General features: G+C 71.0%; 23 protein-coding genes and 5 pseudogenes. 14 read left to right on the top strand and 14 right to left on the bottom strand.

Annotation, left to right across the window (positions count from 1 at the left end):
• Nucleotides 1-35 precede the first annotated feature (35 nt).
• From StrepF001_RS17275 to StrepF001_RS17260, 4 genes are read left to right on the top strand one after another with little or no spacing between them, the layout of a single operon-like run.
• Nucleotides 36-1565, top strand: coding sequence for a GMC oxidoreductase (locus tag StrepF001_RS17275; RefSeq protein ID WP_129799169.1), 1530 nt, complete (start codon nucleotides 36-38; stop codon nucleotides 1563-1565).
• A complete protein-coding gene (locus StrepF001_RS17270) occupies nucleotides 1565-2773 on the top strand; it encodes a glycine betaine/L-proline ABC transporter ATP-binding protein (RefSeq protein ID WP_129799168.1) in 1209 nt (402 codons plus the stop codon). Before StrepF001_RS17275 ends, StrepF001_RS17270 begins: the two co-directional genes overlap by 1 nt.
• Nucleotides 2773-4707, top strand: coding sequence for an ABC transporter permease subunit (locus StrepF001_RS17265; RefSeq protein WP_129799167.1), 1935 nt, complete (start codon nucleotides 2773-2775; stop codon nucleotides 4705-4707). The genes StrepF001_RS17270 and StrepF001_RS17265 overlap by 1 nt, the downstream gene beginning before the upstream one ends.
• 1 nt (nucleotide 4708) lies before the next feature.
• A complete protein-coding gene (locus StrepF001_RS17260; RefSeq protein ID WP_129799166.1) occupies nucleotides 4709-5665 on the top strand; it encodes an ABC transporter substrate-binding protein in 957 nt (318 codons plus the stop codon).
• A 3-nt stretch (nucleotides 5666-5668) separates the two neighbouring features.
• Here the strand turns inward: StrepF001_RS17260 and StrepF001_RS17255 are convergent.
• The 3 genes and pseudogenes from StrepF001_RS17255 to StrepF001_RS17245 form a co-directional block, all read right to left on the bottom strand.
• Nucleotides 5669-6002, bottom strand: a pseudogene (locus StrepF001_RS17255) (isocitrate lyase/phosphoenolpyruvate mutase family protein); the annotation flags it as partial.
• Between the two features lie 43 nt (nucleotides 6003-6045).
• Entirely contained in the window at nucleotides 6046-6492 is a 447-nt protein-coding gene (locus StrepF001_RS17250; protein ID WP_129799165.1) for a carboxymuconolactone decarboxylase family protein, read from the bottom strand.
• A complete protein-coding gene (locus StrepF001_RS17245; RefSeq protein WP_129799164.1) occupies nucleotides 6489-6995 on the bottom strand; it encodes a carboxymuconolactone decarboxylase family protein in 507 nt (168 codons plus the stop codon). The genes StrepF001_RS17250 and StrepF001_RS17245 overlap by 4 nt, the downstream gene beginning before the upstream one ends.
• 47 nt (nucleotides 6996-7042) lie before the next feature.
• Here StrepF001_RS17245 and StrepF001_RS17240 point away from each other — a divergent pair, with 47 nt between their 5' ends.
• Together StrepF001_RS17240 and StrepF001_RS17235 are read left to right on the top strand one after the other, a co-directional pair.
• Nucleotides 7043-8446 carry a PLP-dependent aminotransferase family protein gene (locus tag StrepF001_RS17240; RefSeq protein ID WP_129799163.1) on the top strand — a complete coding sequence of 468 codons (1404 nt, stop codon included), beginning with the start codon at nucleotides 7043-7045 and terminating at the stop codon, nucleotides 8444-8446.
• An 86-nt stretch (nucleotides 8447-8532) separates the two neighbouring features.
• Nucleotides 8533-9021, top strand: a complete 489-nt coding sequence (locus StrepF001_RS17235) for a carboxymuconolactone decarboxylase family protein (RefSeq protein ID WP_129799162.1) — start codon at nucleotides 8533-8535, stop codon at nucleotides 9019-9021.
• Between the two features lie 105 nt (nucleotides 9022-9126).
• On the opposite strand, the gene StrepF001_RS17230 is transcribed toward StrepF001_RS17235, so the two are convergent.
• The 4 genes and pseudogenes from StrepF001_RS17230 to StrepF001_RS17210 form a co-directional block, all read right to left on the bottom strand.
• A complete protein-coding gene (locus StrepF001_RS17230; RefSeq protein WP_129799161.1) occupies nucleotides 9127-9921 on the bottom strand; it encodes an aminotransferase class IV in 795 nt (264 codons plus the stop codon).
• Between the two features lie 13 nt (nucleotides 9922-9934).
• Nucleotides 9935-10282, bottom strand: a pseudogene (locus StrepF001_RS17225) (FAD-dependent monooxygenase); the annotation flags it as partial.
• Nucleotides 10279-12266: pseudogene (locus StrepF001_RS47965) on the bottom strand (chorismate-binding protein); the annotation flags it as partial. The pseudogenes StrepF001_RS17225 and StrepF001_RS47965, both read right to left, overlap by 4 nt.
• A gap of 30 nt (nucleotides 12267-12296) precedes the next feature.
• A pseudogene (locus StrepF001_RS17210) lies at nucleotides 12297-12874 on the bottom strand (hypothetical protein).
• 421 nt (nucleotides 12875-13295) lie between these two features.
• On the opposite strand from StrepF001_RS17210, the gene StrepF001_RS17205 reads away from it, so the two are divergent.
• Both StrepF001_RS17205 and StrepF001_RS17200 read left to right on the top strand, forming a co-directional pair.
• A complete protein-coding gene (locus StrepF001_RS17205; protein ID WP_129799160.1) occupies nucleotides 13296-13664 on the top strand; it encodes a hypothetical protein in 369 nt (122 codons plus the stop codon).
• A gap of 48 nt (nucleotides 13665-13712) precedes the next feature.
• A complete protein-coding gene (locus StrepF001_RS17200; protein ID WP_129799159.1) occupies nucleotides 13713-14897 on the top strand; it encodes a glutathionylspermidine synthase family protein in 1185 nt (394 codons plus the stop codon).
• An 8-nt stretch (nucleotides 14898-14905) separates the two neighbouring features.
• On the opposite strand, the gene rocD is transcribed toward StrepF001_RS17200, so the two are convergent.
• Complete coding sequence (gene rocD / locus StrepF001_RS17195) at nucleotides 14906-16111, bottom strand: ornithine--oxo-acid transaminase (RefSeq protein ID WP_129799158.1); 1206 nt, start codon at nucleotides 16109-16111, stop codon at nucleotides 14906-14908.
• A 240-nt stretch (nucleotides 16112-16351) separates the two neighbouring features.
• Here rocD and StrepF001_RS17190 point away from each other — a divergent pair, with 240 nt between their 5' ends.
• Nucleotides 16352-17803, top strand: a complete 1452-nt coding sequence (locus StrepF001_RS17190) for a glycine hydroxymethyltransferase (RefSeq protein WP_129799157.1) — start codon at nucleotides 16352-16354, stop codon at nucleotides 17801-17803.
• Nucleotides 17804-17865: 62 nt separating this feature from the next.
• Here the strand turns inward: StrepF001_RS17190 and StrepF001_RS17185 are convergent, their stop codons facing one another.
• The 4 genes from StrepF001_RS17185 to StrepF001_RS17170 form a co-directional block, all read right to left on the bottom strand.
• Nucleotides 17866-18480 carry a hypothetical protein gene (locus StrepF001_RS17185; protein ID WP_240797550.1) on the bottom strand — a complete coding sequence of 205 codons (615 nt, stop codon included), beginning with the start codon at nucleotides 18478-18480 and terminating at the stop codon, nucleotides 17866-17868.
• Nucleotides 18481-18676: 196 nt separating this feature from the next.
• The gene (locus StrepF001_RS17180) at nucleotides 18677-19408 is read right to left on the bottom strand and encodes a hypothetical protein (protein ID WP_240797549.1); all 732 of its coding nucleotides are present in this window, start codon (nucleotides 19406-19408) and stop codon (nucleotides 18677-18679) included.
• A gap of 120 nt (nucleotides 19409-19528) precedes the next feature.
• Nucleotides 19529-20398 carry a hypothetical protein gene (locus StrepF001_RS17175; RefSeq protein WP_129799155.1) on the bottom strand — a complete coding sequence of 290 codons (870 nt, stop codon included), beginning with the start codon at nucleotides 20396-20398 and terminating at the stop codon, nucleotides 19529-19531.
• Nucleotides 20391-20951 carry an RNA polymerase sigma factor gene (locus StrepF001_RS17170; RefSeq protein ID WP_240797548.1) on the bottom strand — a complete coding sequence of 187 codons (561 nt, stop codon included), beginning with the start codon at nucleotides 20949-20951 and terminating at the stop codon, nucleotides 20391-20393. Before StrepF001_RS17170 ends, StrepF001_RS17175 begins: the two co-directional genes overlap by 8 nt.
• A gap of 131 nt (nucleotides 20952-21082) precedes the next feature.
• On the opposite strand from StrepF001_RS17170, the gene trpS reads away from it, so the two are divergent.
• Nucleotides 21083-22096 carry a tryptophan--tRNA ligase gene (trpS, locus tag StrepF001_RS17165; RefSeq protein WP_129799153.1) on the top strand — a complete coding sequence of 338 codons (1014 nt, stop codon included), beginning with the start codon at nucleotides 21083-21085 and terminating at the stop codon, nucleotides 22094-22096.
• Nucleotides 22097-22334: 238 nt separating this feature from the next.
• A complete protein-coding gene (locus StrepF001_RS17160; RefSeq protein ID WP_129799152.1) occupies nucleotides 22335-22913 on the top strand; it encodes a 2'-5' RNA ligase family protein in 579 nt (192 codons plus the stop codon).
• 26 nt (nucleotides 22914-22939) lie between these two features.
• On the opposite strand, the gene StrepF001_RS17155 is transcribed toward StrepF001_RS17160, so the two are convergent.
• On the bottom strand, nucleotides 22940-23692 hold the full coding sequence (locus tag StrepF001_RS17155) for a decaprenylphospho-beta-D-erythro-pentofuranosid-2-ulose 2-reductase (protein ID WP_129799151.1): 753 nt from the start codon (nucleotides 23690-23692) through the stop codon (nucleotides 22940-22942).
• A 135-nt stretch (nucleotides 23693-23827) separates the two neighbouring features.
• Between StrepF001_RS17155 and StrepF001_RS17150 the strand changes: the two genes are divergently transcribed.
• On the top strand, nucleotides 23828-24739 hold the full coding sequence (locus StrepF001_RS17150; RefSeq protein WP_129799150.1) for a YihY/virulence factor BrkB family protein: 912 nt from the start codon (nucleotides 23828-23830) through the stop codon (nucleotides 24737-24739).
• On the opposite strand, the gene StrepF001_RS17145 is transcribed toward StrepF001_RS17150, so the two are convergent.
• Nucleotides 24693-25991 (bottom strand): D-alanyl-D-alanine carboxypeptidase, encoded by a 1299-nt coding sequence (locus StrepF001_RS17145; RefSeq protein ID WP_346656947.1) that lies wholly within the window; start codon nucleotides 25989-25991, stop codon nucleotides 24693-24695. The two genes, StrepF001_RS17150 and StrepF001_RS17145, sit on opposite strands and share 47 nt — an antisense overlap.
• Before the next feature lie 91 nt (nucleotides 25992-26082).
• Here StrepF001_RS17145 and StrepF001_RS17140 point away from each other — a divergent pair, with 91 nt between their 5' ends.
• Both StrepF001_RS17140 and StrepF001_RS17135 read left to right on the top strand, forming a co-directional pair.
• Entirely contained in the window at nucleotides 26083-26322 is a 240-nt protein-coding gene (locus StrepF001_RS17140) for a hypothetical protein (RefSeq protein WP_129799148.1), read from the top strand.
• Nucleotides 26323-26356: 34 nt separating this feature from the next.
• Nucleotides 26357-26748: pseudogene (locus StrepF001_RS17135) on the top strand (metallophosphoesterase); the annotation flags it as partial.

Genomic DNA, 26748 nt, shown 5'->3' with positions numbered 1-26748 from the left:
CCCCTTCTTCCGACCCCCCACCGGAGTACCACCCCATGCCCGAGAACACCCACGTCTACGACTACGTCGTCATCGGCGGCGGCACGGCAGGCTCCGTCATCGCCTCCCGGCTGACCGAGAACCCCGACGTCACCGTCGCCGTCATCGAGGGCGGCCCCAGTGACGTCGGCCGCGACGACGTCCTCACCCTGCGCCGCTGGATGGGCCTGCTCGGCGGCGAGCTGGACTACGACTACCCGACCACCGAGCAGCCGCGCGGCAACTCCCACATCCGGCACAGCCGCGCCCGCGTCCTCGGCGGCTGCTCCTCCCACAACACCCTGATCGCCTTCAAGCCGCTGCCGTCCGACTGGGACGAGTGGGAGAACGCCGGCGCCAAGGGCTGGGGCGCCGTCCAGATGGAGGCGTACTTCGCCCGTCTGCTGAACAACATCGTCCCGGTCGACGAGAAGGACCGGAACGCCATCGCCCGCGACTTCGTCGACGCCGCCCAGTCCGCACTCGGCGTGCCGCGCGTCGAGGGCTTCAACAAGAAGCCGTTCACCGAGGGCGTCGGCTTCTTCGACCTCGCCTACCACCCCGAGAACAACAAGCGGTCGTCGGCCTCGGTGGCGTATCTGCACCCGGTCATGGACGAGCGGCCCAACCTGACGATCCTTCTGGAGACCTGGGCGTACCGGCTGGAGCTGAACGGCACCCGCGCCGAAGGCGTCCACGTCCGCACCAAGGACGGCGAGGAGATCCTCGTACGGGCCCGCAACGAGGTCGTCCTGTGCGCCGGCGCGGTCGACTCCCCGCGGCTGCTGCTGCACTCGGGCATCGGCCCGAAGGCCGACCTGGAGGCGCTCGGCATACCCGTGGCGCACGATCTGCCCGGCGTCGGCGAGAACCTGCTCGACCACCCCGAGTCGGTGATCGTCTGGGAGACCCACGGCCCCATCCCGGAGAACTCCGCAATGGACTCCGACGCCGGCCTGTTCGTACGCCGCGACCCCGAACACCCGGGCCCGGACCTGATGTTCCACTTCTACCAGATCCCGTTCACGGACAACCCGGAGCGGCTGGGCTACGAACGCCCCGCGCACGGCGTCTCGATGACCCCGAACATCCCGAAGCCGAAGAGCCGGGGGCGGCTGTACCTGAAGAGTGCGGACCCTGCCGAGAAGCCCGCCCTCGACTTCCGCTACTTCACCGACGAGGACGACCACGACGGCCGCACCCTCGTCGACGGCATCCGTATCGCCCGTGAGATCGCGAAGTCCGAGCCGCTCGCGCACTGGCTCAAGCGGGAGGTCTGCCCCGGCCCGGAGATCACCAGCGACGAGGAGCTCAGCGAGTACGCCCGCAAGGTCGCGCACACCGTGTACCACCCGGCGGGCACCTGCCGCATGGGCGCCGCGGACGACGAACTCGCCGTGGTCGACCAGAAGTTGAGGATCCGCGGCCTGGACGGCATCCGGATCGCCGACGCCTCCGTCTTCCCGACCATGACCGCCGTGAACCCGATGATCGGGGTGCTGATGGTCGGTGAGCGGGCCGTGGACCTGATCGGGGGTGGTGCGTGATGAGTACGTCCGTGTTCTCGGTGGACGGCCTGTGGAAGGTCTTCGGCCCGAAGGCCGACCGTGTTCCGGCCGACCCCGAGCTCGCCGCCCTCCCGGCCGCCGACCTGCGCACCCGCACCGGCTGCACCGCCGCCGTCCGGGACGTCTCCTTCGACGTGCGCAAGGGCGAGGTCTTCGTCGTGATGGGCCTGTCCGGCTCGGGCAAGTCGACGCTCGTGCGCTGCCTGACCCGGCTCATCGAACCGACCGCCGGCACCATCGCCATCGACGGCGAGGACGTCCGCGCCATGGACAAGGCCCGGCTGCGCGAACTGCGCCGGCACCGCGCCGCGATGGTCTTCCAGCACTTCGGCCTGCTCCCGCACCGCACGGTCCTCGACAACGTGGCCTACGGCCTGGAGATCCAGGGTGTGGGCAGGGCGGAGCGGCGCGCCAAGGCCGCCGAGGTCGTCGCCAAGGTCGGCCTGGAAGGCATGGAGCAGCGCAGGCCCGGCCAGCTGTCGGGCGGCCAGCAGCAGCGGGTCGGTCTGGCGCGAGCGCTGGCCGTCGACCCCGAGGTGCTCCTGTTCGACGAGCCGTTCAGCGCACTGGACCCCCTCATCCGGCGGGAGATGCAGGAGGAGGTCGTCCGGCTGCACCGCGAAGAGGGCCGCACGATGGTCTTCATCACCCACGATCTGAGCGAGGCCCTCAAACTCGGTGACCGCATCGCCCTGATGCGCGACGGCCGCATCGTCCAGCTCGGCACCCCGGAGGAGATCGTCGGCTCCCCGGCCGACGACTACGTCCGCGAGTTCGTCCGGGACGTGCCCCGTGAGCAGGTCATGACGGTCCGCACCGCCATGCGGCCCGCATCGGCGGACGAAGCGGACAGCGGCCCGGCGGTGGTGCCGGGGGCGACGGTGTCGGAGGCGATCGAGGCGGTCGCCCGCACCGGCGGCCCGGTCCGGGTGATGGACGGGAGCCGCTGCGTCGGCATCGTGGACCACACGGGCCTGCTGGACGTGGTGGCCGGCGTAGCCGCCGAAGCTGACATGGCCGCCGTAGCTGCGGGCTCCGATGCCGCAGCTGCGGGCAGTCGTGCCGCTGGGGCGGCACGGGTGGGCGATGGGGGTGCCCCCGCGCGAGCTCGTTCGAGCGTGGGGGAGGCACCCCGCCAGCGCGGGGGAGCCGTCCAACCCGCCGGCACCAACGCGGAGACGGTCTGATGGCCACGATCACCGCAACGCCCCCGCGCACACTCCCCGGCGCCCTCAAACACCCTGCGGCACGCAAGCTCCTCCTCCTGGCCCTCGCCGCGGCGATCCTTGTGCCGTTGGCCAACGCGCGTTGGACAAGCGGCACATGGCCAACCGCCCTCACCATCGACCTCACCCAGCCGCTCACAAACGTCAGTGACTGGATCATCGACAACCGCGACAGCCACCCCCTGTTCCTCTACTTCTTCGGCCACATCAGCAACGCGGTCGTCCTCTCCGTACGCGCCGTCTACCTCACCCTCCTGACCATCGGCTGGACAGGCGTGACGGCCCTGGGAGCCCTCGTCGCCTGGCGGGTCGCCGGCGTGAAACTCGCGCTCGGCACGGCGGCGGCCTTCCTCGCCTGCGGCCTGCTCGGCATGTGGGTGCCGACGATGCAGACGCTGGCCCTGATGGTGGTCGCGGTGCTCGCGTCGGTCGTGGTCGGCGCCCTGCTCGGCCTCGCGGCGGGGCTGTCCGACCGTATGGACCGAGCGCTGCGCCCGGTCCTGGACACCATGCAGGTGCTCCCGGCGTTCGCGTACCTGCTGCCCGTCGTGCTCGTCTTCGGCATCGGCGTCCCGGCCGCCGTCCTCGCCACCGTCGTCTACGCCGCCCCGCCCATGGCCCGTCTCACCGCCCTCGGCCTGCGCGGCGCCGACAAGGGTGTCCTGGAGGCGGTCGAGTCACTGGGCGCCACCGCCCGCCAACGCCTGTTGACCGCCCGTGTCCCGCTGGCCCGCAAGGAACTCCTGCTCGGCCTCAATCAGACGATCATGATGGCGCTGTCCATGGCCGTCATCGCCTCGGTGATCGGCGCGGGCGGCCTCGGTGACCGCGTCTACCAGGCACTGGCCTCGGTGGACGTGGGCGCGGCGCTGGCCGCGGGCATCCCGATCGTGCTCCTCGCGGTCGTGCTGGACCGCGTGACGGCGGCGGCCGGGAACGGCGGCACGGAACACCCCCGCGCGGGATGGCCGTACGCCCTGGCTGCGGCCCTGGCTGTGGCGGTCGCCGGCCGCCTGCTGGGCCGTACCGACTGGCCCGGCTCCTGGACCCTGAACATCGCCGAGCCGGTGAACCGGGCCGTCGACTGGATGACCGCCCACCTGTACTCGGGCGTGCCGGTCGTCGGCGGCACCGCCGACTGGGCGGGCCACTTCACCACCTGGGTCCTGGACCCGGTGCGCGACGGTCTGCAGTGGCTGCCCTGGTGGTCGGTGCTGCTCGTGGTGGCCGCCCTCGCCTGGCTGATCGGCACCTGGCGCACCGCGCTCACCGCCGTCCTCGCCATGGCCGCGATCGGCGTGCTCGGCGTGTGGGAGCCGGCGCTGGACACGCTCTCCCAGGTGCTGGCGGCGGTCGCCGTCACCCTCGTCCTGGGCTTCGCGACCGGCATCGCGGCGGCCCGCAGCGACCGCTTCGAGCGGCTGCTGAGGCCTGTCCTGGACGTGTTCCAGACGATGCCGCAGTTCGTGTACCTGATCCCGGTCGTCGCACTGTTCGGTGTGGGCCGTGCCCCCGCCGTCGCCGCGGCCGTCGTCTACGCGCTCCCGGCCGTCGTCCGTATCACCGCGCAGGGCCTGCGCCAGGTCGACCCCGCGGCCATGGAGTCGGCCCGCTCGCTCGGCGCGACCAGTGGACAGCAGCTGCGCCAGGTCCAGCTTCCGCTCGCCCGGCCGGCGTTGCTGCTGGCGCTCAACCAGGGCGTGGTGCTGGTCCTGGCCGTGGTCATCATCGGCGGCCTGGTCGGCGCCGGGGCGCTCGGCTACGACGTCGTCTTCGGCCTTGCGCAGGGCGACCTGGCGACCGGGCTGGTGGCCGGTGCCGCGATCGTCTGCCTCGGCCTGATGCTCGACCGGGTGACACAGCCGACCGGTCGCCGTGCGAAGAAGGGAGCCTGAGATGCGTCGCAAGCGGATGATGACGGCGGGCGCTCTTGCCCTGCTGGTGCTGACCACCGGCTGCGGCGCCGCCGACATGACCCAGCAGGCCTCCCCCTTCGCGAACGCGCAGGGCGCCAAGACCGTGACCCTGTCCGTGCAGTCGTGGGTCGGCGCGCAGGCGAACGTCGCCGTCGCCCAGTACCTGCTCGAACACGAACTCGGCTACCGCGTCGACACCGTCCAGGTCGACGAGGTCCCCGCCTGGGACGCCCTCAGTCAGGGCCGCGTCGACGCGATCCTGGAGGACTGGGGCCACCCCGAGCAGGAGCAGCGGTACGTCGACGACAAGAAGACGATCACTCGGGGCGGCGACCTCGGGGTCACCGGGCACATCGGCTGGTATGTCCCCACGTACTTCGCCGAGCAGCACCCCGACGTCACCAACTGGAAGAACCTCAACAAGTACGCCGACCGGTTCCGCACCCCGGAGAGCGGCGGCAAGGGCCAGTTGATGGACGGCTCCCCCTCCTACGTCACCAACGACAAGGCGCTGGTGAAGAACCTGAAGCTGGACTACCAGGTCGTCTTCGCCGGTTCGGAGGCCGCGCAGATCACCCAGATCAAGCAGTTCGCCAAGGAGAAGAAACCCTTCCTGACGTACTGGTACTCCCCGCAGTGGCTCTTCAAGAAGGTCCCCATGACCGAGGTGAAGCTCCCCGCGTACCAGGAGGGCTGCGACGCGGACCCGGCGAAGGTCGCCTGCGCCTATCCGCACACGCCGCTGCAGAAGTACCTCAACACGGACTTCGCCGAGCAGGGCGGCAAGGCGGCGGCCTTCCTGAGGAAGTTCCAGTGGACGACCGAGGACCAGAACGAGGTCTCCCTGATGATCGCCGAGCAGAAGTTGTCGCCGGAGGAGGCGGCGAAGAAGTGGGTGGACAGCCACAGGACGACGTGGAAGGCGTGGCTGTCCTGACGCTCACTTCGTGAGGCCGGCCGCGATGTCCCGCCGGGCCTGGGCGGTCCTGCGCTGGAGTCCGGGCCCGAAGGCGACGCGAGTGGCCCCGAGTTCGCCGAGCGCGGCGGGGGAGGGGCCCTCGCCGGCCTTCGCGCCGGCCTTCGCGCCGGCCTTCGCGCCGGCATCGACCGGCCCCTGGATGCCCGCCCGCAGCAGCGGCAGGACGTCCGGCGGGGCGCCGATCGGATACGCGGTCGGCGCCCGCGGCGACCTACAACGCGGCCCGCTCGACGGCCCGTTCGGGATCGGCCACCCCGCAGCTGAACGTGTCGACGCGCGCGTTGACGAAGAGCCGGGCGGGCGGCCCCGATGCAGTCTGCGGAACGTCTCGGCCTTGCTCACGGCGTGTAACCCCCCGGCGGAATCCGGCGGCTGACCATCACCCGGTTCCAGTTGTTGATGGCGACGACGAGTCCGATGAGGTGGGCCAGCCGGACGTCGTCGAAGTGCCTGGCGGCCCGCTCGTACACCTCGTCCGGTACGAAGCCGTCCGTCAGGACGGTCACGGCCTCCGTCAGCGCGAGCGCGGCCCGTTCCCGTTCGTCGAAGACGTCCTCGGCCTCCTCCCAGGCGCTCAGCAGGTCGAGCTGCAGCTCGCTCACCCCGTGTTTCCGGGCGAGTGAGAGGTGCATGCCGAGGCAGAAGGCGCAGTGGTTGAGCTGCGAGGCCCGGATCATCACGAGTTCGGCGAGCGCGGGGTCGCCGAGGCCCTTCTTCGCGGTGGCGCTGAGGCCGGACATGGCCTGGGCGACCGTCCTGTCGAGGACCTGGCTGCGGGTCGTCACGAGTGCTGCCCCGGCTGGTAGTGCCCCGGCGTCCGGCGGCAGGTCACCCCGAACCGGTTCCACGCGTTGATCACCGTGATCGCGGCGATCAACCGCACCAGCTCGGTCTCCTCGAAGTGCCTGGCGGCCCGCTCGTACACCTCGTCCGGTACGAAGCCGTCCGTCAGCACGGTCACGGCCTCCGTCAGCTCCAGTGCCGCGAGCTCCTTCTCGGTGTAGAAGTGCGGCGACTCGTCCCAGGCGCTGAGCTGCACGATCCGCTCGACGCTCTCGCCCGCCGCGAGGGCGTCCTTGGTGTGCATGTCGAGGCAGAAGGCGCAGTGGTTGATCTGGGAGGCGCGGATCTTCACCAGTTCGCGCAGCTTCGCATCCAGGCCCTGCTGGGCCGCCGTGTCGAGCCGGAGCATGGCCTTGAAGACGTCGGGGGCGTGCCGGGCCCAGTCCAGGCGCGGGGTCGGCTCGGGGGCGTACTCCACGGTCGTCTCAGTGTCGTTCGTCGTCATGCCCTCGACCTTAGGAGTGAAGCAGCCCAGGAGTATGGTCCACTTCCATGGCGAAACCTTGGGCCACTTTGGGCGTCGACCTGCATCTGGACCCGGCCGGTCCGGGGCTGCGCCGCGGCCTGACCGAGGCCCTGCGCGAGGCGGTCCGCTCCGGCCGGCTGGCCCCCGGCACCCGGTTGCCGTCCTCCCGTACGCTCGCCGCCGACCTGGGCATCGCCCGCAACACGGTCGCCGACGCCTACGCCGACCTGGTCGCCGAGGGCTGGCTCACCGCCCGGCAGGGCTCGGGCACGCGGGTCGCCGACCGCACGGTCGTGCTGCCGGCCGGTTCGGCAGGCCGTCCCCGCGAACCCGTCCGTCCCGCCTACGACCTGCTCCCCGGCCTCCCCGACCTCGCCTCCTTCCCGCGCACGGAGTGGCTCAAGGCCGCCCGCCGCGCCCTGACCGCGGCCCCGTACGACGCCCTCGGCTACGGCGACCCGCGCGGCCGCCCCGAACTGCGCGTCGCGCTCGCCCGTTACCTCGCCCGGGCCCGGGGCGTGCGTGCCGACCCCGAACGGATCGTGGTGTGCGCCGGTTTCGCCCATGGCCTGAAGCTGCTCGCCACGGCCTTGCGGGCACGCGGCGTCCGCACCGTCGCCGTCGAGTCGTACGGCCTCGACACGCACTGGACACTGCTGACCAGGGCGGGCCTGCACACGACACCCCTGCCTTTCGACGAACGGGGGACGGATCCGGGGAGGCTGACCGACGGGGAGCCGGCGGATGCCGGTGCCGTGCTGCTCACGCCCGCCCACCAGTTCCCCATGGGCGTGCCCCTGCACCGTGACCGGCGGGCGGCTGTCGTGGACTGGGCGCGGCGTACCGGTGGCCTGGTGCTGGAGGACGACTACGACGGCGAGTTCCGCTACGACCGCCAGCCCGTGGGCGCCCTGCAGGGTCTGGACCCCGACCGTGTCGTCTACCTCGGCACCGCCAGCAAGTCCCTCGCCCCCGGCCTGCGGCTGGCCTGGATGGTGCTGCCGTCCGGCCTGGTGGGGGAGGCCACGGCGGCGAAGGGCGGCGTCGACACGTGCGGGGTGACGGACCAGCTGACCCTGGCCGAGTTCATCAACTCCGGCGCCTACGACCGTCAGGTACGGTCGGCCCGCCTGCGGTACCGGCGCCGCCGGGACGCCCTGGTCGCGGCGCTCGCCGCCCGTGCCCCCCAGGTGCGCGCCACCGGCATCGCGGCCGGTCTGCACGCCGTGCTGCGTCTGCCGCCCGGCACCGAGCAGTCGGTTGTCCGGGCGGCCGCCTGGCAGGGGCTCGCGGTGCACGGCCTCACCCGCTACCGGCACCCGGACGCGGCCACCGAGCCGGTGGACGGCCTGGTGGTGGGGTACGCCACGCCGCCGGATCACGCCTGGTCGGGCGCGCTGGACGCCTTGTGCCTGGCGCTGCCCGGATAGCCGGACGGTTTTCCGTCGGCGGGCCGTTTTCCGTTGATCGGGCTGTTTTCTGCTCCGGAATCCCGTTCCGCGGATAGAGTCGGCCCATGAGCAAAAGCGATTCCATAACGCGCGTGGCCCTGAAGAAAAACACCCCGGACGTCTCCGCGGCGATGGGCTCCCTGCATGCAGCCGCCGTTTCCGTGGCGCAGGACGCGAAGGTCGAACCGGAAATCCTGGAACTGGTCAGGATCCGCGCCTCGCAGATCAACGGCTGCGCCTTCTGCCTCGACATGCACACCAAGGACGCCCGTGCCCAGGGCGAGACCGAGCAGCGGATCTACGCCCTGAACGCCTGGCGGGAGACCCCCTTCTTCACCGAACGCGAGCGCGCCGCACTGGCGTTGACCGAGGCTGTGACGCTCGTCCACGACGGTCACGTCCCGGACGAGGTCTACGCCGAGGCCGCCGAGGCCTTCGACGAGGACCAGATCGCGGCGCTGATCTGGGCGGCCACCGTCATCAACGCGTACAACCGGATCGCCGTCGCGACGCGTATGGTGCCGGGCGCTTATCAGCCCGCGCCGCGAGAATAGCGCGCTGTTTTATGCAGCAGTGATTCCGCCGGGCCCGCTCGAAAAACTCGAAAAAACAGGGCCCGGCGGAATCACTGTCGGGGCGCTGAATGTGTTCCGAAGAATTCACACCGCCGGCAGCGGATCCATGAGGTCGTCCAGCCACGTCCGCCATTCCCCGGCCCTCCTCGCCGGTGCCGCCCGCATCGGCACTCCCGCCCAGCCGGTCACGGGCCGGATCCCGTGCAGCGCGTTGACCAGCCACACCTCGCGGCCGTCCAGCTCGGCCACCGTCCGCTCGCGGTGCGCGATACGGATCCCGGACCGCAGGGCCCGCTCCTGGACGAGCCCGGCGGTCACTCCGGGCAGGACGGGCAGCCGGGGCGGGGGCAGGCACAGGGTGTCGTCCTCCCACCACAGCACGCTGGCGGTGGCGGCCTCCAGCACCACCCCGGAGGGCGTGGTCAGGACCGCCTCGTCCGCGCCCTCGCCGGAGGCCCGGCGGCGCACCCGGGCCAGCGTCTGAAGGTCCGGCCCCTTGCGGCGGGGGAAGGCGCGCGGGTCGGGCTGCCCCGTGGCCCACAGACGCACCTCGGCGGCGAGAGGCGGGGCGTGCCGCAGCAGCAGCCGCAGGTCACCCGAGCCCGCCGCGAGTTCCACCCGGGGGAACCACGTCCCCGTGCGCGGCAGCGCGGCGGTCACGTCCTGCCAGAACTCGACGAGCCGGCGCGGCCCCGGCCCGTCGCTCTCGGCGCAGGCCCGCAGAAACCGCTCCCGGTGCCGGCCGTACCCCCGCACCCGGCCCTCGCGCAGCAGCCAGGAGTCCGCGACGAGCAGCCGCCCGCCGGTCCCCGCCCCCGGGGCCAGGCCACGGGCGTGCGTCCACGTCAGCACGCCTTCCGCAACCGCCGGTCGTGTCACCAACAGCTCCTCCTCAGTACGTGCCGCCCGCGACAGCCGACGCCCCGTGCCGGGGCCCGTACGGCGCGTGCTCCAGCCAGGACTCGCACCACGGCAGCACGGGCGCCAGGGCCGCCGCCGCGCGCTGCTTGACCCGTACGGCCCGGCGCCGCGGCCGCAGGTGGTCCAGCGCGGCCCCGGCGGCGGCACTGTTGAACAGGGCCGCCGCGTCCGCGATCCCGCTGTTCATGCCCCGCGCGCCGAACGGCGGGAACAGGTGCGCCGCCTCGCCGGCCAGCAGCACACGGTGGTGCGGATCGGTGAACGAGGCCGCGACCTTGCGCAGGAACCGGTACGTCGACACCCACAGGACCCGTTCGGCGCGCCGGTCATCGACCCGCCGGGGAAGCAGGCACGGACGCAGTCCACCGCGTCCGTGCCCTCCCGCAGTCGGCCCTCCACGGTGGAGACGAGCTGGTGCACGGTCGCGTACGTCTCGGTGGCCATGAGCCGGGGCACGCGCACCGTCCCGGTCCGGCAGACCCGGCCCAGGTCGTTGCGGAGCAGGTCGACGATCATCAGGTTCTCGGCGCGCGTCTTGGCGTCCGCCGCCAGCGCGTCCCGGAGCCGGGCGTCCTCCTCCGGCCCGGCGCCGCGGGGCGCGGTGCCCTTGATGGGCCTGGCCTCGGCGACACCGTCCCGCCCGATCCGCAGGAACCGTTCGGGGGAGGAGCCCGCCACATCGAGGTCCCCGGACCTCAGGAACGCCGAGTACGGCGCCGGGTTGACGCGGCGCAGCACCCGGTAGAAGGCGTACGCGTCGGGCGGGGCGGGCAACGGGGCGGCGTTCGTCAGGCAGATCTCGTAACTGGTGCCCGCCCGCAACTCCCGCTGACACGCCTCGATGTCCGCGAGATACGTCGCCCGGTCGCGCACCAGCCACGGCTCGGCGGCGGCCGGGTCCGCCTCGGCCGGCCCGGGCGGGGCGGCCTGCTCCGTCGTCACGCAGGTGAGCCGGGCCAGCGCGCTCTCCAGCCAGTCGGCGGTCTCCCGCGCGGCCTGCGGGGTGTCCTCCGCCAGACAGACGGCGTAGGTGTGGCCCTCCTGGTGGTCCACCACGACGATCCGGTCGGCGAACAGCCAGCAGGCGTCCGGGGTTTCGGCGCCGTGGCGGTTGGGTGAGCCGCAGTCGGCCTTCATCTCGTAGCCGAAGTAGCCGACATAGCCGCCGGTGAAGTCGAAGGGCAGGCCGGTGGCGTCCACGTGACGGTTGGCCAGTTGTCGCTTGAGGTAGTCGAACACGCTCGCCGCCCCCCTGCGCGTCGGCCGCCCGTCCCGCTCGATCTCGCAGCGGCCGGTGGTGACGTCGTAGTGCACGAACTCGGCGAGCGGCCCGCTGTCGTCACCGAAGAACGAGAACCGCGACCGTCCGGACTCGACGAGGGAACTGTCCAGCCAGAACGCCCGCCGCGAGGCGGCGAACATCCGCGTGAAGGCGGCCTCTGCGTCGACCGCGGTGTCGATGCGCCGGGTGTGCAGACGGTAGGCGGGACGGGCGGCTCGACGGGGGCGGGGGATGGGCAGGGCGGACGGGGTGACTGCTGGGCGGGAGAGGGCCGCGGGGCCGTGGGGCCGGGGCTGGGAGTGCCCGAGTGGGCCATGGAGCCGGGAGCGTCCGTGTGGGCCTCGGGGCCGGAGTCCGCCGTGGCGGGTGGGTGGAGCGAAGGGCGTGGCAGGGACGCGTCCGGCGCCGGGACCGCCGTGTTCTTCGTACGGAGCTTGCGGGCCCGCTCGGCCGTGAGGTTCCGGAAGTTGACGAGCATGCGGTGCCCGTACTCGGTGAGCACGGACTCCGGGTGGAACTGCACGCCCCACAGGGGCCGGCTGCGGTGCCGCAGCCCCATCAGGACGCCGTCCTCCGCCCAGGCGGTGGCCTCGAGCGTCTCGGGCAGCGGCTCGCGCACGGCCAGTGAGTGGTAGCGGACGGCGGTGAAGTTCTGCGGTACCCCCTGGAACAGGTCGCGTTCGTCGTGCCGGATCGTGGACAGATGCCCGTGCCGGGGCTCCGGGGCGGAGACGACGCTGCCCTGCTCCCCGAGCGCGATGCCCTGGTGGTCCAGGCAGACGCCGAGCACGGGAACCGGGGAGGCGGCGAACAGCCTGGTGCCGATGCCGAAGTCACGCGTCTTCGCCGGGTGACCGGGGCCCGGTGACACCACCACGTTGTCGAACTTCCGCAGCTCCGGAATGTCCCCGGCGGGGGCGTCATTGCGGATCACCACCGGCTCCTCGCCATTGACCTCGGCGATCAACTGGAACAGGTTGTACGTGTACGAGTCGTAATTGTCGATGAGCAGGGTCTTCACCCGCTCACCTCCCTCGGATCGTTCTCGGGCCTACGCGGTCCGTCGTTTGTGCCGTCCGCGGAGCGCCTGGATCGGTGGATACAGCCATTTCCTGAAGAAACGCTGGAGGCGCGGCATGAGAATCCAGGTGACCAGGGCCGTCACGCATAGGCACAACAGCAGCGTGCGAATCAGCGGATTGAGGTCGCCGAGATAGGGAAGCACGAGCAGATTGAACAGGAGCACCGGCGGGAACACCGCGCTCATATTCACGAACCACAGCTTCCATTTCGACGGCGGAGCCGGCGGGGCAGGGGTGAGGGTCTGGCTCTCGAACCATGCCTTGGAGCCCCGCACCCTCCTGCGTTCCGTCTCCCGGGCGAGGCCCTCCGCCCAGGCGTCCCACTGCGTCCGGGCGGAGGAGTTCTCCCATGCCAGGGCCGCTCCCTCGCTGGCGAAGCGATAGACGACATGCCACTGCGCCTCTCCGTCGGCAAGTACCCCACCCCCAGAAACCCCGGCTGCCGGGCATTTGCGCTCAGCATGTCCCACCCCCAGGTATGGAAGTCGGCCTCGCGGCCCAGCGTCACGTGATAGGCCACGGTGACAGTGACGGAATTACTGGTCACGCCTTCGAATACGGAAAGCGGTCTCTCTGCGTTCAAGCTTCAACGATTTTTTCTGCTGTTCAGAATGCGACCCTTTGTGATCTTTTCGGCCGCCTTGACGCCAGAGAATCACTTGTAAAGGACTGGAAAAGATCTGCGATCGCTATTCGGTTGGACAGGGAAAGTGGAGGTGAAAAGGGGTTGATTCGCGCCCCTCGGTCGAGGCCGACCGGCGGCAGGGGCGGCCCCGTCGCGGTATCGGCGGGCCATCGCGTCAAGGGCGCACGCCATCGCAAAGGACGCAAAACAACAGGAGGGGAGTGGCCGCGGGTGGGGGCTCCTGCGTGTGCGCTCTCACCGGATCTCTAGGCTGTCCGCTCGTAAGCCGGTGATCAGCGACAGGCGCACCGTCCGAAGCAGCGCACAACGGGGAGACACGGAGATGGCAGAGTCACGGCGACGGCTGAGGTCGAGCACGGTGGTGCTCGGAGGCATGGGTGTCCTCGCGGCGGCCCTCACGTCGTGCGGGTCCGAGCCGGACCGCCGCTGCGTGGACAAGGACAGCTACGACTACATCAACGGCTACAAGATCATCGCCGACAAGAACTGCAAGTCAGGCTCGTCCGGCTCCTCCTACGGCAAGAGCCGCAAGAAGACCGGCACCGGCACGGCCAAGGGTGTCAACGCCGCCTGGTACTACGACGCCGACGTCAGCGGCGGCTACGCCGACTACGGCACCTTCAGCCGCAGCGAGGCCGTCGACCGCGGCGGCTTCGGCTGCTCGGGCGGCTCCGGCAGCGGCGGCGGCTGAGCCGGCGGAACCGCACAGGATCCGACGGACACGCAAGGAAGCCGCTTCGTGGAACGCCGCACCATCGAGCCCCGCCCCGGCTGGCAGCAGACCGTCGAGGAACAGGGGCTCATCTACCCGCTCACCCGCTATCCCGACAACTCCCTGCGCCCCTACTGGGACGAGAGCGCGTACTACGTCTTCTCCCTCGCGGAGGTGGAGGCGCTGGAGGACGTGGTCGAGGAACTGCACCGCATGTGCCTCGCCGCCGCCGAGCACATCGTCACCGCCGACCGCTTCACCGACCTCGGCATCACCGACCCGCGCATCGCCCGGGCCGTCGCCGAGGCCTGGCACCGCCGCGCCGAACTCCCCTCCGTCTACGGCCGGTTCGACCTCCGTCACGACGGCACGGGCCCGGTGAAACTCCTGGAGTACAACGCCGACACCCCCACCTCCCTCGTCGAGGCCGCGTCGCCCCAGTGGTTCTGGATGGAGGAGCGCTTCCCGGGCGCCGATCAGTGGAACTCCCTGCACGAACGCCTGATGGACGCCTGGAAGAAACAGGCCGCCCTCCTCCCGCCGGGCAGCCCCCTGTACTTCGCGTACTCCTCGGCCGACGAACTCGGCGAGGACCTCATGACCGTCGCCTATCTGAAGGAGACCGCCGAACAGGCGGGCCTCGACACCGACTGGATCTCCATGGAGGAGATCGGCTGGGACCGCCTCTCCGGCCGCTTCGTGGACACCAAGCTCCGCTTCATCCGCAGCTGCTTCAAGCTCTACCCCTGGGAATGGCTCACCACCGACCGCTTCGCCGACCACGTCCTCGACACCCTCGACAACGGCGGCGGCACCGGCACCACCCTGTGGATCGAGCCGGCCTGGAAGATGCTGCTGAGCAACAAGGCCCTGCTGGCCATCCTCTGGGAGCTCTACCCGGACCACCCCAACCTCCTCCCCGCCTACCTCGACGGCCCCCGCGAACTGGCCACGACCAGCGGCTACGTCGCCAAGCCCCTGCTCGGCCGCGAGGGCGCCGGAGTGACGGTCCACCAGCCGGGCGCGGACCCGGTCGTGCGCGAAGAGCAGTGCTGCTACCAGGAGTTGGCCCCCCTGCCCGACTTCGACGGCAATCGCGTCGTTCTCGGCGCCTGGGTCGTCGAGGACGAGTCGGCCGGCCTCGGCATCCGCGAGTCCTCCGGCCTGATCACGGACGAGTACGCCCGCTTCCTGCCGCACGTCATCCTCTAGGACGAGCCCTACAGGCCCAGCACACCGCGGAGTTGGGCCAGCCCCCAGTCCAGGTCCTCCTTCCCGATGACCAGCGGTGGCGCGATCCGGATGGTGGAACCGTGGGTGTCCTTCACCAGCACGCCCCGGTCCATCAGCTTCTCGGACACTTCCCGCCCGGTGCCGTACCTCGGGTGGATGTCCACACCCGCCCACAGCCCGCGCCCGCGCACCTGCGACACCCGCCCGGTCCCGGCCAGCGCCGCCAGCTCCCGGTGCAGATGCTCGCCGAGTTCCGCCGCTCGCGCCTGGTACTCGCCCGACCGCAGCATCGCGATCACCTCCAGCGCCACCGCACAGGCCAGCGGGTTCCCGCCGAACGTCGACCCGTGCTCCCCGGGCCGGAACACCCCGAGCACCTCCGCCGACGACACCACCGCCGACACCGGCACGATCCCGCCGCCCAGCGCCTTCCCCAGCACATAGGCGTCCGGCACGACTCCCTCGTGCTCGCACGCGAACGTCCGCCCCGTACGCCCCAGGCCCGACTGGATCTCGTCGGCGATGAACAGCACGTTCCGCTCCCGGGTCAGCTCCCGCACCGCCGGCAGATAACCCGGCGGCGGCACGATCACCCCCGACTCGCCCTGGATCGGCTCGAGCAGCACCGCGACCGTGTTCTCGGTCATCACCTCCCGCATCGCCGTCAGATCCCCGTACGGCACGATCGCGAAGCCCGGCGTGTACGGTCCGAAGTCCGCCCGGGCCTCCGGGTCGGTGGAGAAGCTGATGATCGTCGTTGTCCGGCCGTGGAAGTTGCCTCCGGCGACCACGATCTTCGCCATCTCCGCGGGCACGCCCTTGACCCGGTACCCCCACTTCCGGGCCGTCTTCACCGCGGACTCCACCGCCTCCGCGCCCGTGTTCACCGGCAGCACCATCTCCATCCCGCACAGTTCCGCCAGCTCCGCGCAGAACGCCGCGAACCGGTCGTGATGGAAGGCGCGCGACGTCAGCGTCACCCGCTCCAACTGTGCCTTCGCCGCCTCGATCAGCCGCCGGTTGCCGTGCCCGAAGTTGAGCGCCGAGTAACCGGCCAGCAGATCCAGATAGCGTCGGCCCTCCACGTCCGTCATCCACGCCCCGTCGGCGCTGGCGACAACCACCGGCAGCGGGTGGTAGGTGTGCGCACTGTGGGCTTCGGCGGCGGCGATAAGGCTTTCCGTAGCGGTCACGGCAACTCCCGAACATGAGGATGCCCCCTTCCTATCCTCGCTCGCATGGTGGACTCGGGAACTTGATCGTCCGGCGCGCCCGGTAGGCTGACTCGCGGGCCGTGACTGGCGCGCTGGGATGGGACCGACCATCGGGGAGCGGCCCCCGAGGGCCTTGAGACGGCCTGACGAGCGAGTGCCGTGCGCCTGGGCCGAACCGTGAACCGCGAACGCTGAAAGCCACGCCGCCCGGAGGCCGACATGCCAGAGAAGCAGCCCCTCTCCACTGAATCCACCGCCTTCCGCTCCGCCCTCGATGTGATCCGCGCCGTCGAGCCGCGCGTCGCCGACGCCATCGGCCAGGAAGTCCACGACCAGCGCGAGATGCTCAAGCTGATCGCGTCCGAGAACTACGCCTCCCCGGCCACCCTCCTCGCGATGGGCAACTGGTTCAGCGACAAGTACGCCGAGGGCACCATCGGCCGCCGCTTCTACGCCGGCTGCCGCAACGTCGACACCGTCGAGTCCCTGGCCGCCGAGCACGCCAAGGAGCTCTTCGGCGCCCGCCACGCCTACGTCCAGCCGCACTCCGGCATCGACGCCAACCTCGTCGCCTTCTGGGCCGTCCTCGCCCAGCGTGTCGAGGCCCCCTTCCTGGAGAAGACCGGTGCCCGCCAGGTCAACGACCTCTCCGAGGCCGACTGGGCCGAGCTGCGCCAGGCCTTCGGCAACCAGCGCATGCTCGGCATGTCCCTGGACGCCGGCGGTCACCTCACCCACGGCTTCCGCCCGAACATCTCCGGCAAGATGTTCGAGCAGCGTTCCTACGGCACCGACCCCGCCACCGGCCTCCTCGACTACGAGGCCCTGCGTGCCTCCGCCCGCGAGTTCAAGCCGCTGATCATCGTCGCCGGCTACTCCGCCTACCCTCGTCTGGTGAACTTCCGGATCATGCGGGAGATCGCCGACGAGGTAGGGGCGACCCTGATGGTCGACATGGCGCACTTCGCGGGTCTGGTGGCCGGCAAGGTGCTGACCGGCGACTTCGACCCGGTTCCGCACGCCCAGATCGTCACCACCACCACCCACAAGTCGCTGCGCGGCCCGCGCGGCGGCATGGTCCTGTGCGACGACTCCCTCAAGGACCAGGTCGACCGCGGCTGCCCGATGGTCCTCGGCGGCCCGCTCCCGCACGTCATGGCCGCCAAGGCCGTCGCTCTCGCCGAGGCACGTCAGCCTTCCTTCCGTGACTACGCCCAGCGCATCGTCGACAACTCCCGCGCCCTCGCCGAGGGTCTGATGCGCCGGGGCGCGACCCTGGTGACCGGCGGCACGGACAACCACCTCAACCTGATCGACGTCGCCTCCTCCTACGGACTGACCGGCCGCCAGGCCGAGGCCGCGCTTCTCGAGTCCGGCATCGTCACCAACCGCAACGCCATCCCGGCCGACCCCAACGGGGCCTGGTACACCTCCGGCATCCGCATCGGCACCCCCGCCCTGACCACCCGTGGCCTGGGCACCGCCGAGATGGACGAGGTCGCCGGCCTCATCGACCGTGTCCTCACCTCCACCGAGCCCGGCACCACCGCCAAGGGCACGCCCTCCAAGGCCCAGCACATCCTCGACCCGAAGATCGCGGACGAGATCTCCCACCGGGCCACCGACCTCGTGGCCGGTTTCCCGCTCTACCCGGAGGTCGACCTCGGCTGACGCTTCCGACGGAGCTCACGGATCGGTCGGCGCTCACAGACCGCTCACAGATCCGCGGGCGCTCAGAGATCGATCAGCTCCTGGCGTGGTTCCGCCCGCGGCGGTCCGGCCATCGGCCGGGCCGCCGCGCGGCGTATCAGCAGCGTGCCGCCCGCTCCGAGGGCCAGCCCCACGGCCAGCCCGGGTATTGCCCACCAGGCGCCGGACGCCCTGCCCGCCCTCGCGCCGGGCCCCGCCGCCCCGGTCCCGTCCTGGCCGCCGAGCAGTCTCGCCCCGTCCAGCTGCTCGAACACCGAGCGCGGTGCCCGGTGCCAGCGGATGTCGTCGTCCTCCACATCCGGCGATGGATCCGAGCGCACCCACGGCGTGCCGTCCTCGGTCACGAACAGCTGATCCTGCCGTTGGACGGCCACGTCACCGCCCGGCGGCCGGTTCGACTGCGGCCAGCCTCCGACCCCCGTCAGCCCCCAGATCACGGTGATCCGCACCGGCGGATACCGGCCCTCGGCCCAGCCGTCCGACACCCGCTCGGTCCCGGCGAAGGCGGGTTCCAGCAGCTGCCAGAGGCGGGCGAACTCCGGCTCGCCGGAACGCAACGCCGTCGTCCGGCCGCTGCCGCCCGCAATGACCACCGCCAGATCGGGGATGTCCCCGCCCGGCCCCGGCGCGGCCGCCACGGTGGCCGGCCCTCCCCACAGGGCCAGCCACCGACACTGATACGAGCACTGCGAGCCGTACCGTCGCGCGTCTCCCACGGTGTGCCATCCGTCCCCCTCTGATCTCACGTCCATTCCCCCTCCCGATCTCGCGTCCGTGCCCCCCGGATCTCACGCACGTCCCCCTCCCGGTTTCACGCACGTCCCTCTCCCGATCTCACACGTCGTGCAGTTCCTGCCGCGGCCCCGGCTCCCGCCGCAGGCGCTCCAGCGGCAGTGGCAGCCGCGTCGCGAACGGCCGCAGCACCAGGGCCAGCACGGCTCCCGCCGCCGCGCCCGGGAGCGACCACCACCAGTCGGTGGCGTCGGCCGGGCCTGCAGCGGTCGTCCGTGTCGCGGTCACCGCCTTGTCTGACTGCGCTGCCTCGTCGATCTCATCGGTCTTGTCCGCCGTGCCCGCCGCGGCCTCGTCCGACTGCCCCGGCGGCGCCGGGGCGACGCCGGTGGATCCCTGGTCCGGAGCCTTGCCGAGCACGCCCAGCTCCGTGAGCAGCGCGCGGAGCTGAGCAGGCTCCTGCGGCTTGTGCCACTTGCCGTTCTCGTCGGGCGGGTAGCCGATCGCCGTGAGGATCCATATGTCCTCGGTGGCGGCACCCGCGACCACCGCGTCCTGCCGCCAGGGCGACACATCGTGGACCATCCAGGTGATGTTGATGTGCTCGCCCGAGCCGTCGCCCAGCGTCGGCGGCTGAGACTCGGCGTCGTCCATCGCGCTGCCCGGCTGGCCGAGCAGCTTCTCCAGTCGGCTGTACTTCGCGTCCGTGTAGTACAGCCCCGTGACCCGCTCACTGGTGGGCGACGCCAGGTACACGCTCGTCGGTCCACCGGCGGACGCGGGCTGCGCCCCCAAAAGGGTCAGGGCCAGTGCCGCGGCCAACGCCCCTGCCATTGCGATCAGTTGATGCATCCTCACCATGTGGTCCCCCACCGGTCCGGTGCGGCCCTTCCGCGAGCCGCGTGTCACTTCTGGTACACCGCCAGAACCGCCGGGGTTCCCGCCTCGGCCGCGCTAATCGGAGGACTTCTCCAGCGACTTCGCGATCTCCACCGCTCGCGCCTTCGACGCCACCCCCTCCAGCCGCAGCGTCACCTCCTCGCCGCCGGCTTCATGCATCCACAGCAGCGTCGGCCCGGCGGTCCGCTCCGTGCGCGTGTAGCGATCCCCGTCCGCGTCCACCAGCCAGAAACTCAGCAGATGCGGTCGCGGGAACCACAGGGCGGGATCCGATGTGCCGCCCAGGCCGGGCGACAGCCACTCGGGCTGCTCGCGCACGGTCTTGGTGAAGGTGAAGTCCAGGGCCTCCGGGAACTCGTCCAGCCGGATCGTGCGCCCGTCCTTCCGCCAGCACAGGCTCACCAGGAACCGTCCCTGTGGCTCGCTCGTCACCGCCACCGCTTCGGGAGCGCCGAGCGCGTCCGGCACCACTGGAGCGAACCCGGCCCGGCGCTCGGCCTGCGCGAGCGACACCGACCGGCCGCAGCCGGGCACCTCGGTGCCGGGAGAAGGCGCCGCCGACGGGTCGTACCGCACCTCGACCCCGCCGAAGCTGAACCAGTCGAAGACCGCGGCCCGCACCGGAGGCGTGAGCACGAGTACCGTCAGCAGACCGCACAGGGCCGCGGTCAGCGAACGCCACCGCACGCGCGTCCACCGCCGAACCGCACGCAGCCGCTCACCGGCTCCCGGAGGCTCGGCCACTGGGACCGGCACGTGCTCGGCCAGTATCTGCCCCAGCACCCGCTCGACCATCGTCTCGGAACCGTCGGCCCCGTCCAGCGAACGCCCCAGGGCCCGCAGCTCCTCAGGCAGCCGGGAAGCCTCCCCGCGCCGGCGCCGTTCGCCGCCCCGGTCGTCGTACGACTTCCGTCCGTCACTCATGCTCATCACCCCCTTCCCGAGGCTGAAAATCCGGCAGCAGTCTGCCCAGCTTGCGCAGCGCGCGGTTCAGCCGGGACTTCACCGTGCCCCGCGGCCAGCCCAGCGCCTGGGCCGTCTCTGGCTCGCCCATCTCCAGGAGGTAGCGGTAGGTGACGACCAGGCGGTGCTCCTCGCTCAGCTGCTCCAGGGCGGCCAGGAGTGCCGCGCGGCGCTCCGTCTCCAGCGTCGCGATCGCAGGGTCCGCCGATTCCGGTATCAGCGGCTCCGCCTCCACGAAGGCGGCCTCCCGGCCGGCGAGCGTGCGCTGGCGCGCCGCCGTCCGCACTGTGTTCCTCGTCTCATTGGCGACGATCGACAGCAGCCACGGCTTGAACGCCGCGCCGTCCCTGAACCGGCCCAGCGCGCAGTACGCCTTGACGAACGCCTGCTGCACCACGTCCTCCGCGTCCGCACCCGCCCCGAGCGCCGCGGCCGCCCGCAGTGCGATGCCCGTATGGGCCCGCACCAGCTCCGCGTACGCCTCCGGCTCTCCGGCTCGTACGCGTGCGATCACCGCGGCCTCATCGACGATGCGGCCCCCCTCCCGCGTCCTCACACTCTTGGTACACCGCGGAAGCCGAATCGGTTCCCACCTGTTTCGCATCAGTTCCGGACCGGTCCGCGAGACCTGAGAGAATGGGGAGCATGGCTTCTGACCGACCCCGCGTGCTCTCCGGAATCCAGCCCACCGCAGGCTCGTTCCACCTCGGCAACTACCTCGGCGCCGTCCGCCAGTGGGTGGCCCTGCAGGAGACCCACGACGCGTTCTACATGGTCGTCGACCTGCACGCGATCACGGTTCCGCAGGACCCGAAGGAGCTGCGGGCCAACACCCGCCTCGCCGCCGCCCAGCTCCTCGCCGCCGGGCTGGACCCGGAGCGCTGCACGCTCTTCGTCCAGAGCCATGTCCCCGAGCACGCCCAGCTCGCCTGGATCATGAACTGCCTCACCGGCTTCGGCGAGGCGTCCCGCATGACCCAGTTCAAGGACAAGTCCGCCAGGCAGGGCGCGGACCGGGCATCCGTCGGCCTGTTCACCTACCCGGTCCTCCAGGTCGCGGACATCCTGCTCTACCAGGCCAACGAGGTCCCGGTCGGCGAGGACCAGCGCCAGCACATCGAGCTCACCCGCGACCTCGCCGAGCGCTTCAACGGCCGCTTCGGCGAGACCTTCACGGTCCCGAAGCCGTACATCCTCAAGGAGACGGCGAAGATCTACGACCTTCAGGACCCGTCGATCAAGATGAGCAAGTCGGCGTCCACGCCGAAGGGCCTCGTCAACCTTCTCGACGAGCCCAGGACCACCGCCAAGAAGGTCAAGAGCGCCGTCACCGACACGGACACCGTGATCCGCTTCGACCCGGAGAACAAGCCGGGCGTCAGCAACCTCCTCTCCATCTACTCCACCCTCACCGGAGCCGGAATCGGGGAACTGGAGGAGAAGTACGCCGGCAAGGGCTACGGTGCGCTCAAGACCGACCTCGCCGACGTCATGGTCGAGTTCGTGACGCCGTTCCGGGAGCGGACCAACCAGTACCTGGACGACCCGGAGACGCTCGACTCGGTCCTGGCCAAGGGCGCGGAGAAGGCGCGCGCCGTCGCCGCGGAGACGCTGGCGCAGGCCTACGACAGGGTGGGCTTCCTCCCGGCCAAACACTGAGCCGAGCAACCGAGCCGAGCGACCGGCCGCGCGCCGCAGCGAGCATCGAGCCGAGCACGGATCCGGACAGGATCCGACCCCGGTCCGGCTCTCGGTGCGCGGCCCCGCACAGCGCTGCACATCACTATGACCACGCCTGCCCAGGGCGCAGCCGTGGCCGTACAGTCGATAACCGGGCAGCCGCACTCGCGGCCACCCGCCCCGCACGGGACGCACCAACACGACGACAGGAGAAGACGTGGGGACCGTAACGATCGGTGTGTCGATCGCGGTCCCGGAGCCGCACGGCAGCCTGCTCCAGCAGCGGCGCGCGGGCTTCGGCGACGCCGCGGCTCACGGCATCCCCACGCACGTCACCCTGCTGCCACCGACGGAGGTCGAGGCCTCGGAGCTGCCCGCGATCCAGGCGCACCTCGCGGAGGTCGCGGCCGCCGGGCGCCCCTTCGCGATGCGGCTGTCCGGCACCGGCACCTTCCGGCCCCTCTCGCCGGTCGTGTTCGTGCAGGTGGTCGACGGTGCCGAGGCCTGCGCCCGGCTGCAGAAGCGGGTGCGTGACACATCGGGGCCGTTGGCGCGAGACCTGCAGTTCCCCTATCACCCGCATGTCACCGTGGCCCACGGCATCGACGACGAGGCCATGGACCGCGCCTACGAGGAGCTTGCCGACTACCGGGCGGAGTGGGCCTGCGTCGGCTTCGCCCTCTACGAGCAGGGCCCCGACGGGGTGTGGCGCAAGCTGCGCGAGTTCACCTTCGGGAGCGCGGTCGTGCCGCCGCAGGCGGGGCCTGTGGAGCGGGGCACCATTCCGAGTCGGTGAAAGCCGGCCGATACATACCGACCGCTCTAGATCGGCAGTCGCCGGAACACCGCGCGCGGGGTGTGCCTCAGCGCCGACATGAGCAGGCGCAGCGCCCCCGGTACCCACACCGTCTCCGAGCGTCGGCGCAGACCCAGCTCGATCGCCGTCGCGACCGCCTCCGGGGTGGTCGTGAACGGGGCCTGAGCCGGTCCGGCGGTCCTCGGCCGTACGGCCCCGGGGCGTACGACCATCACGTGCACGCCCGTGCCGTACAGCGCGTCGCCCAGGCCCTGGGCGAAGGCGTCCAGGCCGGCCTTGCTGGAACCGTAGATGAAGTCGGCGCGACGGGCGCGCTCGCCGGCCACCGAGGACAGCACGACGAGCGAGCCGTGGCCCTGGGCCTGCAACGCACGGGCGCAGACCAGGCCCGCCGACACGGCTCCCGTGTAGTTGGTCTGCGCGACGCGCACGGCGCTCACCGGCTCGCGCTCGTCGTGCGCCTGGTCGCCGAGCATCCCGAACGCGAGCAGCACCATGTCGATGCCGCCCTCGGCGAAGACCTTGCCGAGCACCGTTTCGTGGGACTCGGGGTCGAGCGCGTCGAAGGCGGCCGTGCGCACGTCGGCGCCCAGGGCGCGGAGATCCTCGGCGGCCTGTTCGAGGGCGGGTGAGGGGCGTCCGGCCAGCCACACCGTGCGGGTGCGGCGGGCGATCAGGCGCCGGGCGGTGGCCAGCGCGATCTCGGACGTACCGCCGAGGACGAGGAGGGACTGGGGGAGGCCGTCGGTGTCCTTCACGACGATCACGCTCCTTATGGAGGGCCGGACATTGCGGCGACCGTAGCGTCCTGTATGCGGCAAGAGTTATGAAACATCCCTTGCCTCCCCGGAATGGCTGATTAATGGGGGCGTCACGAAGGGCAGGGTCGGTTCATGGACTGGCTGAAGAAGCTCCCCGTCGTCGGCCCCGTGGCCACCCGTCTGATGGCCACGCACGCGTGGCGGTCGTACGAGCGGCTGGACCGCGTGAAGTGGACGCGGCTGGCCGCGGCGATGACGTTCACCAGCTTTGTCGCGCTGTTTCCGCTGCTCACCGTGGGTGCCGCGATCGGCGCCGCCACGCTCAGCGCCGAGCAGCAGCAGGAGCTGCAGGACAAGATCGCCGAGCAGGTCCCCGGCATCTCCAAGCAGCTGAACATCGGCGCCCTGGTCGACAACGCCGGCACCATCGGCCTCATCGCCGGTGCCCTGCTGCTGGTCATCGGCATCAGCTGGGTCGGCTCGATGCGCGACTGTCTGCGGGCGGTGTGGGAGCTGCCGGACAGTGAGGAGAACCCCGTTCTGGTCAAGGCCAAGGACGCGGGTGTCCTGATCGGTCTCGGCGGCGCGCTGCTGGTCACCCTCGCCGCGTCCACCGTCGCCTCGGCCGCCGTCACCTGGATCGCGCGCCAGTTGGGCCTGGAGGAGCACGGCTGGGGCAGCCTTCTGCTGCGTATCGCCGCGTTCGCCGTCGCCGTACTGGCCGCCTTCCTGGTCCTGCTGTACGTGCTCACGCTGCTGCCGGGCGTCGAACCGTCCCGGCGCCGGCTGATCGTGGGCGCGCTGATCGGCGCGATCGGCTTCGAGCTGCTGAAGCTGCTGCTGAGCGGCTATATGCAGGGCGTGGCCGCGAAGAGCATGTACGGCGCGTTCGGCGTCCCCGTCGCCCTGCTGCTGTGGATCAACTTCACGTCGAAGCTGGTGCTGTTCTGCGCCGCCTGGACGGCGACGCAGAGCAAGGAGGCCGAGAAGGCCGAGGTCACCGGCGGCGACGCACCAGATCCGGCAGCGGCCAGCGGCGATTGACCAGGAACACCCCGCCCGCGAGCAGCACCAGCAGCCCGCCGGTGATCGCGAGCGCGACCCCGATGCCGCTGGACCCGCCCTCGGTCCTGGCGCTCGCCACGGGCTTGGCCGAGCCGCCGCCGGAGGTACCCGCGCCACCGGCCTCGCCCGCCTCGCCGGAAGCGGTCGCACCGGGCTCGGCGCCGGCCTGTGCGGCGCCCTTCGGCGGCACCAGCTCACCGACCGGCTCCACCTTCCCGGCCGCCTTGAAACCCCAGTCGAACAGCCGCGCGGTCTCCTTGTAGACCTCGTTGTGCTCGTCGTTCTGCGGATTCATGACGGTGACGAGCAGCACCCTGCCGTCTCGCTCGGCGACGCCGGTGAAGGTGGCCCCCGCGTTGGTGGTGTTGCCGTTCTTGACGCCCGCGATGCCCCGGTACTGGGGGAGGCCGTAGTCGCCGGTCAGCAGCCGGTTGGTGTTCTGTATCTCGAAGGACTTGCGGACGGGCTTGCCCTTCTTGTTCTTCGCCGTCTCACCCGGGAACTTCGCGGTCGCCGTCGCGGCGTACTCGCGGAAGTCCTTCTTCTGCATCCCGGAACGGGCGATCAGTGTCAGGTCGTACGCGGAGGAGACCTGGCCGGGGGCGTCGTAGCCGTCGGGGCTGACCACGTGCGTGTCGAGGGCCTGGAGCTCCTCGGCGTGCTCGTTCATCTCCTCGACGGTGTTGTCGACGCCTTTGTTCATCGCGGACAGCACGTGCACCGCGTCGTTGCCGGAGCGCAGGAAGACGCCGAGCCACAGGTCGTGGACCGTGTAGGTCTCGTTCTCCTTTATCCCGACCATGCTGGAGCCGGCGCCGATGCCCGCCAGGTCGGAGACGGCGACCTTGTGCTTCATCGTCTTGGGGAACCTGGGCAGCACCGTGTCGGCGAACAGCATCTTCAGGGTGCTCGCCGGGGCCAGCCGCCAGTGCGCGTTGTGCGCGGCGAGCACCTCGCCGGACTCGGCGTCGGCGACGATCCAGGAACGGGCGCTGACGTCCTTGGGCAGTACCGGGACCCCGTCGGCGAGGTTCACCTGCGTGCCCGGCCGGCCGAGCCGCTCGCCGCCCACGGTCGACATGTTCGCCGGGGGAGTGGCCGACGGGCTCGCCGTGGAACTGGGCGACGGGCGCGGCGCCGCGAGAGCCGCGGGCGCGGTCAGCGAAACGGTCAACAGGGTTGCGGATGCGAGCAGTAGGGATCGCCTGGCGGTCTTCTTGGGTGCGGGCACGAGCGAGAACGTACATGCCCGGGTTCGGGAAGTCCCGCCCCCCTCCCCACCCCGGGAACGGAACCGGACATCCGGCGGCGATACTGAACGTATGAAACTCAGCCGCCCGATCTCCTGGTTCCTGCTCGCCTTCGGGGTGTGGAGCTGGGTCATCTGGGTCACTTTCGTCAAGAACCTGATCAAGGACAGCAGCGGGCTCGCGTTCGACGACGGAGACCCGACGGCGTACTTCTGGGTGCATCTGACGCTCGCCGTCGTCTCCTTCGTATTGGGGACGGTCGTCGGGGCCATCGGGTTGCGCGGACTGCGCGCACTGCGCCGTACGTCATAGCAACCGGCACCCGGTCGAAGAGAGAAGCAACAGCATGGTGATCGTCTTTCTGCTCGTCGTCGTGAGTGTCCTCGTGGTGGCGAACTGGTATCTGTGGCGCCGCCTGTTCCGCGACACGACGCAGAGCCCGGGCCCGGTGCGCCGCGCGGGCGCAGTGCTGGTCGCCGGTGGCTGGGTGCTCGCCATCGGTGCGCTCGTCGCCGAACGCACGGGCGCCCCGTTCTGGTTCCAGCGCACCCTTGCCTGGCCGGGATTCATGTGGCTGGCACTGTCCATCTACCTGTTGCTTGCCCTGCTCGTGGGTGAGGTCGTACGACCGCTGCTCCGCCGCTTCCTCGAACGCCGGGACCGCGAGCGGGCGTCGGCCGTGGCCGGCATACCGCAGCCGGAACCCATCACGGCGGGCGCCGCCGTGCAGCCGCAGGC

It is taken from the genome of Streptomyces sp. F001, from assembly GCF_004187715.1.
GTDB classification, from domain to species: domain Bacteria; phylum Actinomycetota; class Actinomycetes; order Streptomycetales; family Streptomycetaceae; genus Streptomyces; species Streptomyces flavusporus.
This window is presented reverse-complemented; position numbering and strand designations above follow the sequence as displayed.